Origin of the sequence: Pseudomonas sp. C2B4, from assembly GCF_013359695.1 — a bacterium.
GTDB lineage: Bacteria > Pseudomonadota > Gammaproteobacteria > Pseudomonadales > Pseudomonadaceae > Aquipseudomonas.
In genome coordinates this window covers 290840-305611 of the sequence record NZ_JABFMU010000001.1, presented here as the reverse complement: position 1 = coordinate 305611, position 14772 = coordinate 290840, and the positions used below count along the sequence as shown (strand labels likewise).

At 60.3% G+C, this 14772-nt stretch carries 16 protein-coding genes; 9 read left to right on the top strand and 7 right to left on the bottom strand.

The features are described from left to right. The first annotated feature begins 71 nt into the window (after window positions 1-71). On the top strand, window positions 72-2915 hold the full coding sequence (locus HNQ83_RS01420; RefSeq protein WP_175387320.1) for a class I adenylate cyclase: 2844 nt from the start codon (window positions 72-74) through the stop codon (window positions 2913-2915). Between the two features lie 7 nt (window positions 2916-2922). Here HNQ83_RS01420 and rnk read toward each other — a convergent pair whose 3' ends face one another. The 3 genes from rnk to cyaY all read right to left on the bottom strand — a co-directional run bounded on the left by rnk (window position 2923) and on the right by cyaY (window position 4041). After that, window positions 2923-3333 carry a nucleoside diphosphate kinase regulator gene (gene rnk / locus HNQ83_RS01415; RefSeq protein ID WP_095196229.1) on the bottom strand — a complete coding sequence of 137 codons (411 nt, stop codon included), beginning with the start codon at window positions 3331-3333 and terminating at the stop codon, window positions 2923-2925. A 143-nt stretch (window positions 3334-3476) separates the two neighbouring features. Further along, a complete protein-coding gene (locus tag HNQ83_RS01410; RefSeq protein ID WP_175387319.1) occupies window positions 3477-3704 on the bottom strand; it encodes a DUF1289 domain-containing protein in 228 nt (75 codons plus the stop codon). A gap of 4 nt (window positions 3705-3708) precedes the next feature. Continuing rightward, window positions 3709-4041 carry an iron donor protein CyaY gene (gene cyaY, locus HNQ83_RS01405; RefSeq protein ID WP_175387318.1) on the bottom strand — a complete coding sequence of 111 codons (333 nt, stop codon included), beginning with the start codon at window positions 4039-4041 and terminating at the stop codon, window positions 3709-3711. Window positions 4042-4348: 307 nt separating this feature from the next. Here cyaY and HNQ83_RS01400 point away from each other — a divergent pair, with 307 nt between their 5' ends. Genes HNQ83_RS01400 through HNQ83_RS01375 form a run of 6 tightly spaced genes read left to right on the top strand, consistent with a single transcriptional unit; the run spans window position 4349 to window position 8959 of the window. Beyond that, window positions 4349-4522 (top strand): lipoprotein, encoded by a 174-nt coding sequence (locus tag HNQ83_RS01400; protein WP_034147687.1) that lies wholly within the window; start codon window positions 4349-4351, stop codon window positions 4520-4522. A gap of 9 nt (window positions 4523-4531) precedes the next feature. Then, window positions 4532-5779, top strand: a complete 1248-nt coding sequence (gene lysA / locus HNQ83_RS01395) for a diaminopimelate decarboxylase (protein ID WP_175387317.1) — start codon at window positions 4532-4534, stop codon at window positions 5777-5779. Window positions 5780-5783: 4 nt separating this feature from the next. Further along, the gene (gene dapF / locus HNQ83_RS01390; protein WP_175387316.1) at window positions 5784-6614 is read left to right on the top strand and encodes a diaminopimelate epimerase; all 831 of its coding nucleotides are present in this window, start codon (window positions 5784-5786) and stop codon (window positions 6612-6614) included. A 13-nt stretch (window positions 6615-6627) separates the two neighbouring features. Next, complete coding sequence (locus tag HNQ83_RS01385) at window positions 6628-7353, top strand: DUF484 family protein (RefSeq protein WP_175387315.1); 726 nt, start codon at window positions 6628-6630, stop codon at window positions 7351-7353. 2 nt (window positions 7354-7355) lie between these two features. After that, window positions 7356-8255, top strand: coding sequence for a tyrosine recombinase XerC (gene xerC / locus HNQ83_RS01380; protein ID WP_175387314.1), 900 nt, complete (start codon window positions 7356-7358; stop codon window positions 8253-8255). Further along, a complete protein-coding gene (locus HNQ83_RS01375) occupies window positions 8252-8959 on the top strand; it encodes an HAD family hydrolase (protein ID WP_175387313.1) in 708 nt (235 codons plus the stop codon). Before xerC ends, HNQ83_RS01375 begins: the two co-directional genes overlap by 4 nt. Before the next feature lie 188 nt (window positions 8960-9147). Here the strand turns inward: HNQ83_RS01375 and sutA are convergent, their stop codons facing one another. The 4 genes from sutA to glnK form a co-directional block, all read right to left on the bottom strand. Then, window positions 9148-9471, bottom strand: a complete 324-nt coding sequence (gene sutA / locus HNQ83_RS01370; RefSeq protein ID WP_175387312.1) for a transcriptional regulator SutA — start codon at window positions 9469-9471, stop codon at window positions 9148-9150. A gap of 100 nt (window positions 9472-9571) precedes the next feature. Continuing rightward, window positions 9572-9997 carry a secondary thiamine-phosphate synthase enzyme YjbQ gene (locus tag HNQ83_RS01365; RefSeq protein WP_007989493.1) on the bottom strand — a complete coding sequence of 142 codons (426 nt, stop codon included), beginning with the start codon at window positions 9995-9997 and terminating at the stop codon, window positions 9572-9574. 216 nt (window positions 9998-10213) lie between these two features. After that, the gene (locus tag HNQ83_RS01360; RefSeq protein ID WP_175387311.1) at window positions 10214-11551 is read right to left on the bottom strand and encodes an ammonium transporter; all 1338 of its coding nucleotides are present in this window, start codon (window positions 11549-11551) and stop codon (window positions 10214-10216) included. 35 nt (window positions 11552-11586) lie between these two features. Further along, window positions 11587-11925, bottom strand: a complete 339-nt coding sequence (gene glnK, locus HNQ83_RS01355) for a P-II family nitrogen regulator (protein WP_002555808.1) — start codon at window positions 11923-11925, stop codon at window positions 11587-11589. Between the two features lie 419 nt (window positions 11926-12344). Between glnK and HNQ83_RS01350 the strand changes: the two genes are divergently transcribed. Together HNQ83_RS01350 and HNQ83_RS01345 are read left to right on the top strand one after the other, a co-directional pair. Beyond that, the gene (locus HNQ83_RS01350) at window positions 12345-12605 is read left to right on the top strand and encodes an accessory factor UbiK family protein (RefSeq protein WP_175387310.1); all 261 of its coding nucleotides are present in this window, start codon (window positions 12345-12347) and stop codon (window positions 12603-12605) included. Between the two features lie 179 nt (window positions 12606-12784). Next, the gene (locus HNQ83_RS01345) at window positions 12785-14278 is read left to right on the top strand and encodes a YifB family Mg chelatase-like AAA ATPase (protein ID WP_175387309.1); all 1494 of its coding nucleotides are present in this window, start codon (window positions 12785-12787) and stop codon (window positions 14276-14278) included. The last annotated feature ends 494 nt before the right edge of the window (window positions 14279-14772 follow it).

Genomic DNA, 14772 nt, shown 5'->3' with positions numbered 1-14772 from the left:
GGGACCGAGGCGCTAAACTCCCCTCACCTGAGAGCCCCACGTCCGAGCCCTGCGAGCCGGTTTGAGCTGACATGATCCGCACCCATGAAATCCGCCCCGATCTGGACGAGGGAATCGACCGCAAGGTTCTCAGCCAACTGCGCGCGCGTTTTCTAAAGCTCAACGAAGGCCGGATGGCGCGGGCCATGGAGGGGTTGTCGCCCCGCCAGCAAGGTGTGCTCAACCTCCTGCCGCTGTTTTTCCACGTCAATCATCCGCTGTTGCCAGGTTATGTCTCGGGCAGCACGCCGGCCGGACTGTCGAATTTCGAACCGGACGCCAACGTCCTCGCCGAAGCCCAGCGCCTGACCCGCTCGTTTTCCTACAAGCCACGCCACGGCAGCAATCCGCCCCGCCCGATTCATGGCCTGTTCCTGATGGGCAGCCTCGGCACCCTGGCCCAGGCCGATCAAAGCGATATGGATGTGTGGGTGTGCCATGCTTCCGACTTGAAAGAACACGAACTCACTGAGCTGCGCAAAAAATGTCAGTTACTCGAAGCCTGGGCTGCCAGCCAGGGCGCCGAGGCGCACTTTTTCCTGATCGACCCGGCCCGCTTCGTGCGAGGCGAGCGCGACAATCAACTCAGCTCCGAAAACTGCGGCACCACCCAGCACTACCTGCTGCTGGACGAGTTCTACCGCACCGCGATCTGGCTGGCCGGGCGCACGCCGATCTGGTGGCTGGTGCCGGTCTACGAGGAAGCGAGCTACGATCGATACACCCATACGCTGACTTCCAAGCGCTTCATTCGCGCCGACGAAACCCTGGACCTGGGAAACCTCGCTTTTATCCCGCCTGGGGAATTTATCGGCGCCGGATTGTGGCAGTTGTTCAAGGGCATCGAGTCGCCCTACAAATCAGTGCTCAAGCTGTTGCTGACCGAGGTGTACGCCAGTGAACACCCAAGGGTCCAGTGCCTGAGCCTGCGCTTCAAACAAGCGGTGTTCGCCAACCGGCTCGACCTGGATGAGCTGGATCCATACGTAGTGGTGTACCGGCGCATCGAGGAATACCTCATTGCCCGCAACGAGCCGGAGCGGCTGGAGCTGGTAAGGCGCGCGCTGTACCTGAAGGTCAATCGCAAACTCACCGGCAACAGCCGCACCCAAAGCTGGCAGCGTACCTTACTGGAGCGCCTGGCCCGTGAATGGCATTGGGACCAGCGCCAGCTGGCCCTGCTCGACAGCCGCAGCCAGTGGAAAGTCCGCCAGGTCAGTTCCGAGCGCCGGGCGCTGGTCACCGAGCTGAATTACAGTTACCGCTTTTTGACCCAGTTCGCCCGCAACGAACAGACCGTCAGCCTGATCAACAAGCGTGATCTCAGCGTACTGGGCCGACGCCTGTACGCGGCCTTTGAGCGCAAGGCGGACAAGGTCGAATTCATCAACCCGGGAATTGCCCCGGACCTGGCCGAAGACACCCTGACACTGGTGCACGCGGCCAACAGGAAGGAACCTGGGCAATCTCAGTGGGGCCTGTACAACGGCAGTCTGACCGCTCTGGAGTGGGAGCATTTCGCGCCGATCAAACGCAGCCGCCAATTGCTCGAATTGCTCACCTGGTGCCACCGCAACGGCGTGATCGACAGCAGCACCCGTCTGGCCTTGCACCCTGGCAGCAGCGACTTGAGCGAATTCGAGCTGTTCAACCTGCTCGGCAGCCTGCAACAGAGCATTCCCCTGCCCCTGCCGGCCGTCGCCGAAGAACCCTTGCTGCGGGCCAGTGTGCCCAGCGAAGTGCTGATCCTGGTGAACGTCGGCATCGACCCGCTCAAGCACCACCGTGACTTGAACATCCTGATGACCACCGAACGCACCGACTCCCTGAGTTACGCCGGAGTCCGGGAGAATCTGGTGCTGACCCTGGATCAAGTCACGCTCAACAGCTGGAACGAAGTGCTGGTCAATCGCTTCGATGGCCCCCACGCCCTGCTCGACTGCCTGCGCGATTACCTCAACGACCTGCCGGACGGTCCGCGACAACCCCGGCTGCGCGTACGCTGTTTCTGCCATAACCGCGCGCAATTCATCGCCCAGCGCGTCGAAGCGATCATCGACACCGCGCAGACCCTGCTGCTGAGCAAACTCAATCACCGCTACCTGATCCAGGTCCAGCAGCATTACCACGTGCTGGAACTGGTGCCCGGCCAGGTCAATCATGTCGCCCTGGCCACATTGCCGGCGCTGGTCGATTACCTGAGTGAGGACCTGGTCAGCTACAGCCCGCTGCATCTTGACCCGATGGCACTGGATGACAGCGACCTCGCATTGCTGCTGCCCATGGGCCAACCTGATTGCGTGCAGGTGTTCTACCGGATCAACGAAGACCAGGCCGATCTGTATGTACTCGATGAGTTCAATGCCCTGTGGCAGCAGCGTTTGCCGTGGCATGACGAACACAGTCTGCTGGTGCCGCTGCAACGGTTCCTGCAATCGATTCAATACCGACGCGACGCCCTGCTACCGATGGATGCGGGTCAACCCGGGAGCCTGGACACCCGGTATTACCAACTCCTGCCTTCAGGTACAGGCCGGGCCCGTCGGGTCGAGGCCCGCCCGGCACCGCAAACCCCGGTCAATAAACCTTTCTATGACGTGCAGGCGATCGTCGGCAAAGCCACACCGGGCAAGGTGCAAGTCACGTTGTATTGTAATCAGCGGGAGTTTTCAGAACTGGAGCATGGCGACCAACTGTTCAGCGTGGTCGCCAGGGAAATCGTCGAACAGCGCCGCGAGACCGAACGCTATCGCTGCTACATCACCGACCTGGACCTGTCGGGCCTGCTCGGTGATGGTCAGGGATCAAGCAATTTGTATCTGCGCTACAAGGCCGACCTGGAGCACGCATTGAACGAGGCGCTCGAGCAGGTCTGAGCGGTCGTCACTCCGGGAAGTCACCGCCATTGGCCGGCTGGGATTCGACTTCCAGCAGGGTCAGCTTCAGTGTTTTGCCGCCCGGTGCCGGCCAGTCGATGTGCTGACCCACCTTCAAGCCAAGCAATGCGCTGCCCACGGGTGCCAGGATGGAAATCTTGCCTTCGTCGGCATTGGCATCCTTCGGGTAAACCAGGGTCAGGTGATAGTCCTTGCCGCTGATCTCTTCACGGCAATGCACGCGGGAATTCATGGTGACGACATCGGCGGGCACTTCATCGTGGCCGACCAGCGTATCGGCGCGGTCCAGTTCGGTTTGCAGCGCGATGACGCCCGGCAGCGTTTCGTCCAGGCTGTCGATCAGACGCTCCAGACGCTGAACGTCCAGACGGGTAAGGGTGATGGAAGGTGCGGTCATGATCAGGGCAGACTCCTTTCTTCTGCACGAAAAAAGCAAAACCCCGCCAGAAAAAGGCGGGGTTTTCACGAGCCTCGATGGGTTGAGGCGTATCCGGACACTATCACAGCTCAAAAAATATACAAGCCGCCACCCGGCAGCTCCTACAGAGGATTTGCGGTGTTTTTGCGATTTGAGGCCTGCGCACAAATCACCCGCCGCCGCTCGTCATCGGCCGAACGCCATTCGCGAATGTCTTCGACATGGCGGAAACAGCCGAGGCAGACTTTCTGCTCATCCAGCCGGCACACACCGCTGCACGGCGATGGCACCGCCGGGCTGACATTGCTGTAGAGCGGCTTGGGCGGACGGGTGGGTGAAGGCTGGGTCACGGTCTCACAGACCTTCGAAATCAAGTTCGACGTCGGCTTGCTGCTTGACGATGCGCTCGAGCATTTCACCCAGTTGCTCTTCGCTCTTGTCGCACATCCAGCGTTCGCTCTCTTCGTCGTAATCGAAGTGGAAGCCGCCGGAAACCGCCGCCAGCCACAACTGCCGCAGCGGCTCCTGACGACTGAAGATCAGCTGGGTGCCGTTTTCGAACTTCACGGTCAGCACACCGGCCGAGCTCTCCAGATCGATATCCAGGTCGCAGTCGTCAAAGATGTCCTCCAGGGTTTGCTGGGTGGCATCGACCAGATCGTGGAAACGGGCTTCGGACAAACTCATTACGGCAACCTCAAAAAGTGTCTGATCAGGCTCAAGCGCCGCAAGATACGGGCGAGCCCGGCCGATTGCAAAGGATAACGATCAGGAACCTATACCTGTGGGAGCGAGCCTGCTCGCGAAGGCGCCAGTCCATTCAACATTATGGCTGACTGATCCTCCGTTTTCGCGAGCAGGCTCCCTCCCACAGGGTTTGCACGATACCGACCGGCATCGGCAGGCCCCGCCGGACGGGAGCCCCATCGCATAGGCAAGCTGCCGGGTGGCCGGTATACTCCGGCGCAATTAATGCATTTTCAAGGATTTCGCCATGAAGCGCCTGATCTCTTCCCTTGCTGCGCTCCTCGCGGTTGCCTGCCTCGTGTCCGCCTGCGGTCAAAAAGGCCCGCTGTACCTGCCCGACGAAGACCAGGACCCTGCAGAGCAGGCTCAGTCCTCGCAAAAGCAGCCGTCCAAAGCACACAAGCACGACGTCTACCAATAAGGGAACCTCATGGACGCTTTTAACTACCGTGACGGTGAACTGTTCGCGGAAGGTGTTGCCCTGTCTGCCATCGCCGATCGCTTTGGTACACCCACCTACGTTTATTCCCGTGCCCACATCGAAGCCCAATACCTGGCTTACGCCGATGCGCTGGCCGGCATGCCGCACCTGGTCTGCTTCGCGGTCAAGGCCAACTCCAACCTGGGCGTACTGAATGTCCTGGCGCGTCTGGGCGCCGGTTTCGACATCGTTTCCCGTGGCGAGCTTGAACGCGTACTGGCCGCTGGCGGCAGCGCCGACAAGATCGTGTTCTCCGGCGTCGGCAAGACCCGTGATGACATGCGTCGCGCCCTGGAAGTCGGCGTGCACTGCTTCAACGTCGAATCCACCGACGAGCTGGAACGCCTGCAAGTCGTGGCCGCCGAGCTGGGTGTTCGTGCGCCGATTTCGCTGCGCGTGAACCCGGACGTCGACGCCGGTACTCATCCGTACATTTCCACCGGTCTCAAAGAGAACAAGTTCGGCATCGCCATTGCCGATGCCGAAGACGTGTACGTGCGTGCCGCGCAGCTGCCGAACCTGGAAGTGGTCGGCGTCGACTGCCATATCGGCTCGCAACTGACCACCCTGCCGCCATTCATCGACGCCCTCGACCGCCTGCTGGGCCTGGTCGACCGTCTCGGCGATTGCGGCATCTACCTGCGCCACATTGACCTTGGCGGCGGCCTGGGCGTGCGTTATCGCGATGAAGAGCCGCCATTGGCCGGCGACTACATCAAAGCCGTGCGCGAGCGTCTCGACGGCCGCGACCTGGCACTGGTGTTCGAACCGGGCCGCTTCATCGTGGCCAACGCCGGCGTGCTGCTGACCCAGGTCGAGTACCTCAAGCACACCGAGCACAAAGACTTCGCCATCGTCGACGCCGCCATGAACGACCTGATCCGCCCGGCGCTGTATCAAGCCTGGATGGACGTCACGGCCGTACGCCCGCGCAACTCCGCCGCCCGCACTTACGACATCGTCGGCCCGATCTGCGAGACCGGCGACTTCCTGGCCAAGGAGCGTGAACTGGCCCTGGAAGAAGGCGATCTGCTGGCCGTGCATTCGGCGGGCGCCTACGGGTTTGTCATGAGTTCCAACTACAACACCCGCGGCCGTGCCGCCGAAGTGTTGGTGGACGGTGACCAGGCCTTTGAAGTGCGTCGCCGTGAAACGGTAGCCGAGTTGTTTGCTGGCGAAAGCCTGCTGCCGGAGTAAAACCATGCTGCTGCGTTTTACCAAGATGCACGGCCTGGGCAATGACTTCATGGTCCTCGACCTGGTCAGCCAGCACGCGCACATTCTGCCCAAGCACGCCAAGCTGTGGGGCGATCGGCACACCGGCATCGGTTTCGACCAGTTGCTGATTGTCGAAGCACCGAGCAACCCGGACGTGGATTTCCGCTATCGGATCTTCAATTCCGATGGCTCCGAAGTGGAACAGTGCGGCAACGGTGCACGCTGCTTCGCCCGTTTTGTGCTCGACAAGCGCCTGACCGCAAAGCGGCAGATCCGTGTCGAAACCAAAAGCGGCATCATCGAGCTGGATGTACGCAACGACGGGCAGATCGGCGTGAACATGGGCGCGCCGCGCCTGGTGCCGGCCGATATTCCGTTCCAGGCGCCGGAACAAGCACTGAGTTATCAGGTTGACGTCGACGGCACACCGGTCGAGCTGGCTGCCGTGTCGATGGGCAACCCCCACGCCGTGCTGCGCGTCAGCGACATCAACAATGCACCGGTGCATGAACTGGGGCCGAAAATCGAACATCACCCGCGCTTCCCGGCACGGGTCAATGTCGGTTTTCTCCAGGTCATTGACCGGGGCCGCGCGCAGTTGCGCGTCTGGGAACGCGGCGCCGGGGAAACCCAGGCCTGCGGGACTGGCGCCTGTGCCGCGGCGGTGGCCGCGATCAGCCAGGGGTGGATGGATTCGCCGCTATTGATCGACCTGCCTGGCGGGCGCCTGTCCATTGAATGGGCAGGCCCTGGCCAACCGGTGATGATGACCGGCCCGGCAGTACGCGTATACGAAGGACAAGTACGTCTTTGAGTGAGCCGAAACCATGACCGATAAGCCTCAGGTACCCGCTCGACAGCCCGACGAATCAGCGTCCGAAAGCCTGGAGGCGGCGGCGATTGCCGCGTACCTGGAGGCTCATCCGGACTTCTTCATCGAGCACGAAGAACTGCTGCCGGCCTTGCGCATTCCCCACCGACGTGGCGATACCATATCCCTGGTCGAACGGCAGATGACCATCCTGCGAGACCGCAACATCGAGTTGCGGCACCGCCTCTCACACTTGATGGATGTGGCACGCGACAACGACCGTCTCTTCGACAAGACCCGCCGCCTGATCCTTGCACTGATGGACGCCAACACCCTGGAAGACGTGGTGATGTGCGTCGAAGACAGCCTGCGCCAGGACTTCCAGGTGCCCTTCGTCAGCCTCATCCTGCTCGGCGACAACCCCATGCCGGTTGGCCGCTGGGTCACCCACGCCGAAGCACAAGTGGCCATTGGCGGCTTGCTGCAGGAAGAAAAGAGCGTCAGCGGCACCCTGCGCGAGCATGAACTGGACTTTCTGTTCGGCGAAGAACAGCGCAAGCAGATCGGTTCCACCGCCGTGGTCGCCATCAGTCACCAGGGTATCCACGGCATCCTGGCCATTGCCAGCCGTGATCCGCAGCACTACAAAAGCTCGGTGGGCACGCTGTTCCTGAGCTATATCGCCGAAGTCATGGGCCGCGTGCTGCCACGGATCAACAGTTCCCTGCGCTCGGTACGCTGATCATGGAAAGGCAACTGGACGCTTACTGCGAACACCTGCGCAGTGAGCGGCAGGTGTCACCTCACACGCTGTCGGCCTACCGCCGCGACCTCGACAAGGTGCTGGGCTGGTGCATCAAACAAAACATCACGAGCTGGGCCGCGCTGGATATCCAGCGCCTGCGCAGCCTGATCGCCCGCCTCCATGCACAAGGCCAGTCGTCCAAGAGCCTGGCGCGCCTGCTGTCGGCGGTGCGCGGGCTCTATCATTATCTGAATCGCGAAGGCCTCTGCGACCACGACCCGGCCAACGGCCTGTCGCCGCCCAAGGGCGAACGCCGCCTGCCGAAAACCCTCGATACCGACCGCGCCCTGCAGCTGCTTGAGGGTGGGGTCGAAGACGACTTTCTCGCTCGTCGCGATCAGGCCATTCTTGAACTGTTCTATTCCTCTGGATTGCGGCTGTCGGAGTTGACCGGGCTGAATCTCGATCAGCTTGATTTGGCCGATGGCATGGTCCAGGTGTTCGGCAAGGGCAGCAAGACTCGCCTGTTGCCGGTGGGCAAGAAGGCGCGCGAGGCCCTGGACCTGTGGCTGCCCTTGCGGGCCCTGGCCAATCCCGCGGACGACGCGGTGTTTGTCAGCCAACAAGGTCGGCGCCTTGGCCCGCGGGCAATCCAGCTACGCGTGAAGGCGGCGGGCGAACGCGAACTGGGGCAAAACCTGCACCCGCACATGTTGCGACACTCCTTCGCCAGCCATTTACTCGAATCCTCCCAGGACCTGCGGGCGGTGCAGGAGCTGCTCGGCCATTCGGACATCAAGACCACGCAGATCTATACGCACCTGGATTTCCAGCACCTGGCCACGGTTTACGATAGCGCCCATCCACGGGCCAAACGCATTAAAGGCGATGATTCATGACGATCCAACTGATCACCTTCGACCTCGATGACACCCTGTGGGACACCGCCCCGGTGATCGTCAGTGCCGAAGCCGTTTTGCGTGCATGGCTGACCGAACATGCGCCCAACCTGGGTGCCGTTCCGGTGGAACATTTGTGGGCCATTCGAGAACGCATCCTGAGTATTGAGCCGAGCCTCAAGCACCGAATCAGCGCGCTGCGCCGTCGAGTGCTGTTCCAGGCACTGGAAGAAGCCGGTTATACCCACGCAGAAGCATCAGACCTGGCCGACCAGAGTTTCGAAGTGTTCTTGCATGCCCGGCACCAGCTTGAAGTTTTCCCGGAGGTGCAACCGACCCTGCAGGTGCTGGCCAACCACTACGCCCTCGGCGTGGTCACCAATGGCAACGCCGATGTGCGGCGCCTGGGGCTGGCGGACTACTTCAAGTTTGCGTTGTGCGCCGAAGATATCGGCATCGCCAAACCCGATGCACGGCTGTTCCACGAAGCCTTGCAGCGCGGAGGTGCAACCGCCGAAACGGCAGTGCATATCGGTGATCATCCGGGGGACGACATTGCCGGAGCACAGCAGGCGGGCTTGCGGGCGATCTGGTTCAACCCGGCGGGCAAAATCTGGGAGGCTGAACGCCTGCCGGATGCCGAGATTCGCAGCCTGACCGAGTTGCCGGCGTTGTTGGCGTTGTGGAACGCATCGTCAGCCTGACACAGAAACCTGTGGGAGCGAGCCTGCTCGCGAAGGCGGTGGGTCAACCGGCATCGATGTTGAATGTGACGGCCTCTTCGCGAGCAGGCTCGCCCCCACAGGGCACCGTGCCAAATCCATCACTTTTGTTTCAGACATGAAAAAGCCCGCAGCGACGGCGGGCTTTTTCAGCAAGCAGGAAGCAAGCCTCAGATAGGCCGGCTGCCGTACTTGTTGTCAGGCTTCTTGGGCGGATCGGCGACCACATTCGCCTCCACTTCCTGCACCTTGCCGCCACGAGCCAGGAACTCTTCCATGGCCTTGGCCAGGGCGTCACGTTCCTTGTTCTTGGCTTCGACACTCGGCAGCTCATCGACCGATACCGCTGCCTTGGCCTTGCCTTTGGCGGTCGGAACGGGCGCATCACCGCCGTCATCTTCAGCGACGTCTTCCGCCGCTGCTTCCAGACCTTCTTCGGTATCGTCTTCGTCGCCTACTTCGAGGTCGTCGTTTTCCAGATCATCGTCGCTCATGTTCTACCTCATGACTTGCGAAAAGCAGATTAGTTATAGCCCAGCTTTGCCCTCTGTCGAAGGCTGCCGGAAAAAATCAACAGCCGCTGGTGACCAGCGGTTATGCCCCTTCACCGTGCACGGTGGCGAGGACTTTACGGGCACCGCCATGATCACGGTGCTCGCCCAGGTAAACGCCTTGCCAGGTCCCTAACGCCAGTCGACCTGCCGAGATCGGCAGACTGAGCTGACAGCCAAGCACACTGGCCTTGAAGTGCGCCGGGAGGTCGTCCAGGCCTTCGTCGTTATGCTCATAGCCGTCTGTTCCTTGTGGGATCAGACGATTGAAAAATCGTTCGAAGTCGCGACGTACCGCCGGATCGGCGTTCTCGTTGATGGTCAACGACGCCGAGGTATGCTGTAGCCACAAATGCAGCAGACCAACCCGACATGCCTTGAGTTCAGGCAAGCCGGCGAGTAACTCGTCCGTTACCAGATGAAAGCCCCGGGGCCTCGCCCGCAGGGTTATCAGAGTCTGCTGCCACATACAGTTCTCCGCACGTTCGGGGCGCATTCTAGCGCGCTCTGGGAAAAAACAAAGGCCCGAATACTCCTTCCATCATGTAAGCCTTCGGCGGCACAAAAACACGCGTCGTAAACGTTCATAAAGCTGTAAGAAAAAACCTTTCAGCTACACTTTCAATAATAAATCGCAGACAAAAAAATGCCCGGCAAGCCGGGCAAATTTTTTCCATGCGCGTGCTTACAAGTTGTAGCCGCGTTCGTTGTGAAGTGCCAGATCGATACCGACCGATTCTTCTTCCTCGGTGATCCGCAGGCCCATGACCGCATCCAGCACCTTGAGGATGATGAAGGTGACGATCGCGGTGTAGATCACCGTGAAACCCACGCCTTTGCACTGAATCCAGACTTGTGCGGCGATGTCGGTCACGGTGCCGAAGCCACCCAGGGACGGCGCAGCGAATACACCGGTCAGGATCGCGCCGAGAATACCGCCGATACCGTGCACGCCGAAGGCATCCAGGGAGTCGTCATAACCCATTTTGCGTTTCAGGGTGGTAGCGCAGAAGAAGCACACCACGCCTGCTGCCAGGCCGATCACCAGGGCGCCCATCGGGCCTACGGTGCCAGCGGCTGGAGTGATGGCGACCAGGCCGGCAACCACACCCGAAGCAATGCCCAGTGCGCTTGGTTTGCCGTGAGTGATCCACTCGGCGAACATCCAGCCCAGTGCGGCGGCAGCGGTTGCGATCTGGGTCACCAGCATCGCCATGCCGGCCGTGCCGTTGGCTGCCGCGGCGGAGCCGGCGTTGAAGCCGAACCAGCCGATCCACAGCATCGCAGCGCCCATCAGGGTGTAGCCGAGGTTGTGCGGAGCCATCGGGGTGGTCGGGAAGCCTTTGCGCTTGCCCAGCACCAGGCAAGCGATCAGACCGGCCACACCGGCGTTGATGTGCACCACGGTGCCGCCTGCGAAGTCCAGCACGCCCCAGTCCCACATCAGGCCGCCGTTACCGGACCAGACCATGTGCGCAATCGGTGCATAAACCAGGGTGAACCAGATGCCCATGAACACCAGCATCGCGGAGAACTTCATGCGCTCGGCGAAGGCACCGACGATCAGCGCCGGGGTGATGATGGCGAACGTCATCTGGAAGGTGATGAACACCGCTTCAGGGAACAGCGCCGCCGGGCCGGTCAGGCTCGAAGGCGTGACACCGGCCAGGAATGCCTTGCCCATGCCACCGAAGAAGGAGTTGAAGTTGACGACGCCCTGCTCCATGCCGGTGGTGTCGAACGCGATGCTGTAGCCATAAATGACCCACAGGACGCTGATCAGACCGGTAATGGCGAAGCACTGCATCATCACGGAAAGAATGTTTTTCGACCGAACCATGCCGCCGTAGAACAGGGCAAGGCCGGGAATGGTCATGAACAGCACGAGAGCTGTCGAGGTCAACATCCAGGCGGTATCGCCGGAGTTGAGGACTGGGGCCGCCACTTCGTCTGCCGCCAAAGCCAGGCCGGGCATTACGAGGGACAACAGGGCTCCTAGCCCTGCGAATTTACGCAGAGTCATATTGTTTTCTCCTGGGGCGTTGGGTTTGTGGCGGCTTAGATGGCGTCGGTATCGGTTTCGCCGGTACGGATGCGAATCGCCTGTTCCAGATTGACCACGAAGATCTTGCCGTCACCGATCTTGCCGGTGTTGGCGGCCTTGGTTATCGCCTCGATAACCCGGTCGAGATCCTTGTCGTCAATGGCGACATCAATCTTCACCTTTGGCAGGAAATCGACCACGTACTCAGCGCCGCGATACAGCTCGGTGTGACCCTTCTGACGACCGAAGCCTTTGACTTCAGTGACGGTAATGCCCTGCACGCCGATCTCGGACAACGACTCGCGCACGTCGTCCAACTTGAACGGCTTGATGATGGCAGTGACTAGCTTCATGAAAACTCTCTCCCGAATTGGTGGACTTGCCCCAGGAAAACAAACCCGTCTCAAGTCTAAGCGCAGTGCCTGGCTTTGTAACGCATCGTCGGCCTTACCTGCCCGTCCGACGCCAGCTAACCGCTCCTTGCCAAACGCTCCCCGCGTTTCGCCTGGCGCACTGCATTCGTCACGGTGACTGCATCAGTGCATGGGTCACTACCGTCTAAGCAGAAACCTTGCCATCTCCACAAAATTCATTGTTTTCAATCCTTTATCGGTTGATGGCCGCCACTTCGCCACAACACCCGACACGTTACGCACAACAACGGTGCGACGCCGTCCATCCGCATGCGCGAAAAGCGTGCATCCCTTGCCCGCGGATTTGACTATAGACACTGCGTGATACACTGCCCGCCATCGTTACCAGGACATTCCCCATGCTCGCGCCCAAAGATTTCCTCGATGCCCTGACGGGCACAGCCTCCCGCCTCTTCAGCGGCGACACCCCGTTGCCGAAAGCCGAAATCGAAAGCCAGTTCAAGGCCCTGCTGCAGAGCGCCTTCAGCAAACTGGATCTGGTGAGCCGGGAAGAATTCGATAGTCAGATGGTTGTGCTGGCACGCACTCGGGCTCGCCTCGAAAGCCTCGAAGCGAAAGTCGCCGAGTTGGAAGCCAAACTCAATCCACCGACCGAGTAACATCGCATGCACGAATAAAAAACCGCCTTTTGGGCGGTTTTTTATTCCCGTACGACGGTGGATAACACCTCGCAACATCCCGCGAACATTTGCTGATTTAGTTTCAACGCCAGTTCCTCACTCCACGACTACCCTTCAAAAACCGCAGGAAGCGGCCTCCGTCACCTCAAGGAACGACCATGTCCCTCTCCATCGTCCACAGCCGCGCCCAGATTGGCGTGGATGCCCCCGCTGTCACCGTTGAAGTCCACCTCGCCAATGGTTTGCCGTCGCTGACCATGGTCGGCCTGCCCGAAGCGGCGGTGAAGGAGAGCAAGGATCGGGTGCGCAGTGCGATTATCAATTCGGGGCTGCAATTTCCTGCACGGCGCATCACCTTGAATCTGGCGCCGGCGGATTTGCCCAAGGACGGCGGGCGGTTCGATCTGGCCATTGCCTTGGGGATTCTGTCAGCCAGTGTGCAGGTGCCGACGTTGACGCTGGATGACGTGGAGTGCTTGGGGGAGTTGGCGCTGTCGGGTGCGGTGCGGGCGGTTAGAGGGGTGTTGCCGGCTGCGCTGGCGGCGCGCAAGGCCGGACGCTGGTTGATGGTGCCGCGGGCGAATGCCGAAGAAGCGTGCCTGGCTTCGGGGTTGAAGGTGATTGCGGTGGATCATCTGCTTGAGGCTGTTGCGCATTTCAATGGGCATACACCGATTGAGCCTTATGTCTCCAACGGCTTGCTCTATGCCAGCAAACCCTATCCTGACTTGAACGAAGTGCAGGGCCAACTCTCGGCCAAGCGCGCTTTGCTGATTGCGGCGGCGGGGGCTCACAACCTCTTGTTCAGCGGCCCCCCGGGGACGGGGAAAACGCTGTTGGCGAGTCGTTTACCGGGTTTGCTCCCACCGCTAGCCGAAAATGAAGCTCTTGAAGTCGCAGCCATTCAATCCGTTACCAGTTGCGTGCCATTGAGCCAATGGCCACAAAGACCATTCCGCCAACCCCACCACTCCGCTTCCGGGCCGGCATTGGTCGGCGGCGGCTCGAAACCGCAACCCGGTGAAATAACCCTCGCCCATCATGGCGTTCTTTTTCTAGACGAACTTCCGGAATTCGATCGCAAGGTATTGGAGGTGTTAAGGGAGCCGCTTGAATCCGGTCACATCGTAATCTCCCGCGCCAAGGACCGTATCCGCTTCCCGGCCCGTTTCCAATTGGTAGCCGCGATGAACCCGTGCCCCTGTGGATATCTTGGCGAACTCAGCGGCAAATGCAGTTGTACACCGGACATGGTCCAGCGTTACCGCAACAAGCTGTCAGGGCCGTTACTGGACCGAATCGACCTGCACCTGACCGTCGCTCGGGAAGCTACAGCATTGAACCCTGCACTGAAACCCGGTGATGACACCGCTACCGCCGCAGTGCGAGTTGCCGACGCCCGAGAGCGACAACAAAAACGCCAGGGCTGCGCGAACGCTTTCCTTGATCTGCCGGGCTTGCGCGAACACTGCAAGTTATCCACAACCGACGAAACCTGGCTGGAAACAGCGTGTGAGCGATTGACCTTGTCACTGCGAGCGGCCCATCGGCTACTTAAAGTCTCACGCACCCTGGCGGACCTTGAGCAAGTTGATGGCATCACCCGCGATCATCTGGCTGAGGCGCTGCAGTATCGACCGAGCACAATCTGACCAGAATGACTCCTTGGAGAAATCAACGAACGGCGTTTGTCGCACCTCGGTTGCCCGAGCGCCCAGAATCTCGCTCACCCGATGTAACGCCTTATCACAGCCTCCTAATCCGCCAGCAAGCTGTACTCGATCAGAAACCACCTCTGCTTTAACTCTAACAATCTCCTTCGGATAGTCATCGTTGTTGGCAAGGACGGCCGTCCCATTCATGGCTGCAGCGGGCCACCAGCTCGTTGAAGCCTTCGAGCCCGCCCAGGCCGCCGTTGAGCGGGGATATGGAGACAGTCACTCTTGGAGTTTTGCCTCTTTTATAGCGCTTTTTGTAGCCCTGATGAAACGATTCAATAAGCTTAAAAAAGCTTACGCCCGAACCCTCCCAACCCAATTAAAATTGACCTTATGCAACCTCCGCACGCTTGCGTTAGTCTCATGAGGTTTAAACCTCCGGCAGATTGACGGCGATATCATAATGACACTAAGGTCGCCCGCTAATT

Excerpts from the sequence above, each read along its gene's own strand:
- HNQ83_RS01420 (WP_175387320.1), top strand. The coding sequence starts at position 72 with ATGATCCGCACCCATGAAATCCGCCCCGATCTGGACGAGGGAATCGAC.
- rnk (WP_095196229.1), bottom strand. The coding sequence starts at position 3,333 with ATGACCGCACCTTCCATCACCCTTACCCGTCTGGACGTTCAGCGTCTG.
- cyaY (WP_175387318.1), bottom strand. The coding sequence starts at position 4,041 with ATGAGTTTGTCCGAAGCCCGTTTCCACGATCTGGTCGATGCCACCCAG.
- HNQ83_RS01400 (WP_034147687.1), top strand. The coding sequence starts at position 4,349 with ATGAAGCGCCTGATCTCTTCCCTTGCTGCGCTCCTCGCGGTTGCCTGC.
- lysA (WP_175387317.1), top strand. The coding sequence starts at position 4,532 with ATGGACGCTTTTAACTACCGTGACGGTGAACTGTTCGCGGAAGGTGTT.
- dapF (WP_175387316.1), top strand. The coding sequence starts at position 5,784 with ATGCTGCTGCGTTTTACCAAGATGCACGGCCTGGGCAATGACTTCATG.
- HNQ83_RS01385 (WP_175387315.1), top strand. The coding sequence starts at position 6,628 with ATGACCGATAAGCCTCAGGTACCCGCTCGACAGCCCGACGAATCAGCG.
- xerC (WP_175387314.1), top strand. The coding sequence starts at position 7,356 with ATGGAAAGGCAACTGGACGCTTACTGCGAACACCTGCGCAGTGAGCGG.
- HNQ83_RS01375 (WP_175387313.1), top strand. The coding sequence starts at position 8,252 with ATGACGATCCAACTGATCACCTTCGACCTCGATGACACCCTGTGGGAC.
- sutA (WP_175387312.1), bottom strand. The coding sequence starts at position 9,471 with ATGAGCGACGATGATCTGGAAAACGACGACCTCGAAGTAGGCGACGAA.
- HNQ83_RS01365 (WP_007989493.1), bottom strand. The coding sequence starts at position 9,997 with ATGTGGCAGCAGACTCTGATAACCCTGCGGGCGAGGCCCCGGGGCTTT.
- HNQ83_RS01360 (WP_175387311.1), bottom strand. The coding sequence starts at position 11,551 with ATGACTCTGCGTAAATTCGCAGGGCTAGGAGCCCTGTTGTCCCTCGTA.
- glnK (WP_002555808.1), bottom strand. The coding sequence starts at position 11,925 with ATGAAGCTAGTCACTGCCATCATCAAGCCGTTCAAGTTGGACGACGTG.
- HNQ83_RS01350 (WP_175387310.1), top strand. The coding sequence starts at position 12,345 with ATGCTCGCGCCCAAAGATTTCCTCGATGCCCTGACGGGCACAGCCTCC.
- HNQ83_RS01345 (WP_175387309.1), top strand. The coding sequence starts at position 12,785 with ATGTCCCTCTCCATCGTCCACAGCCGCGCCCAGATTGGCGTGGATGCC.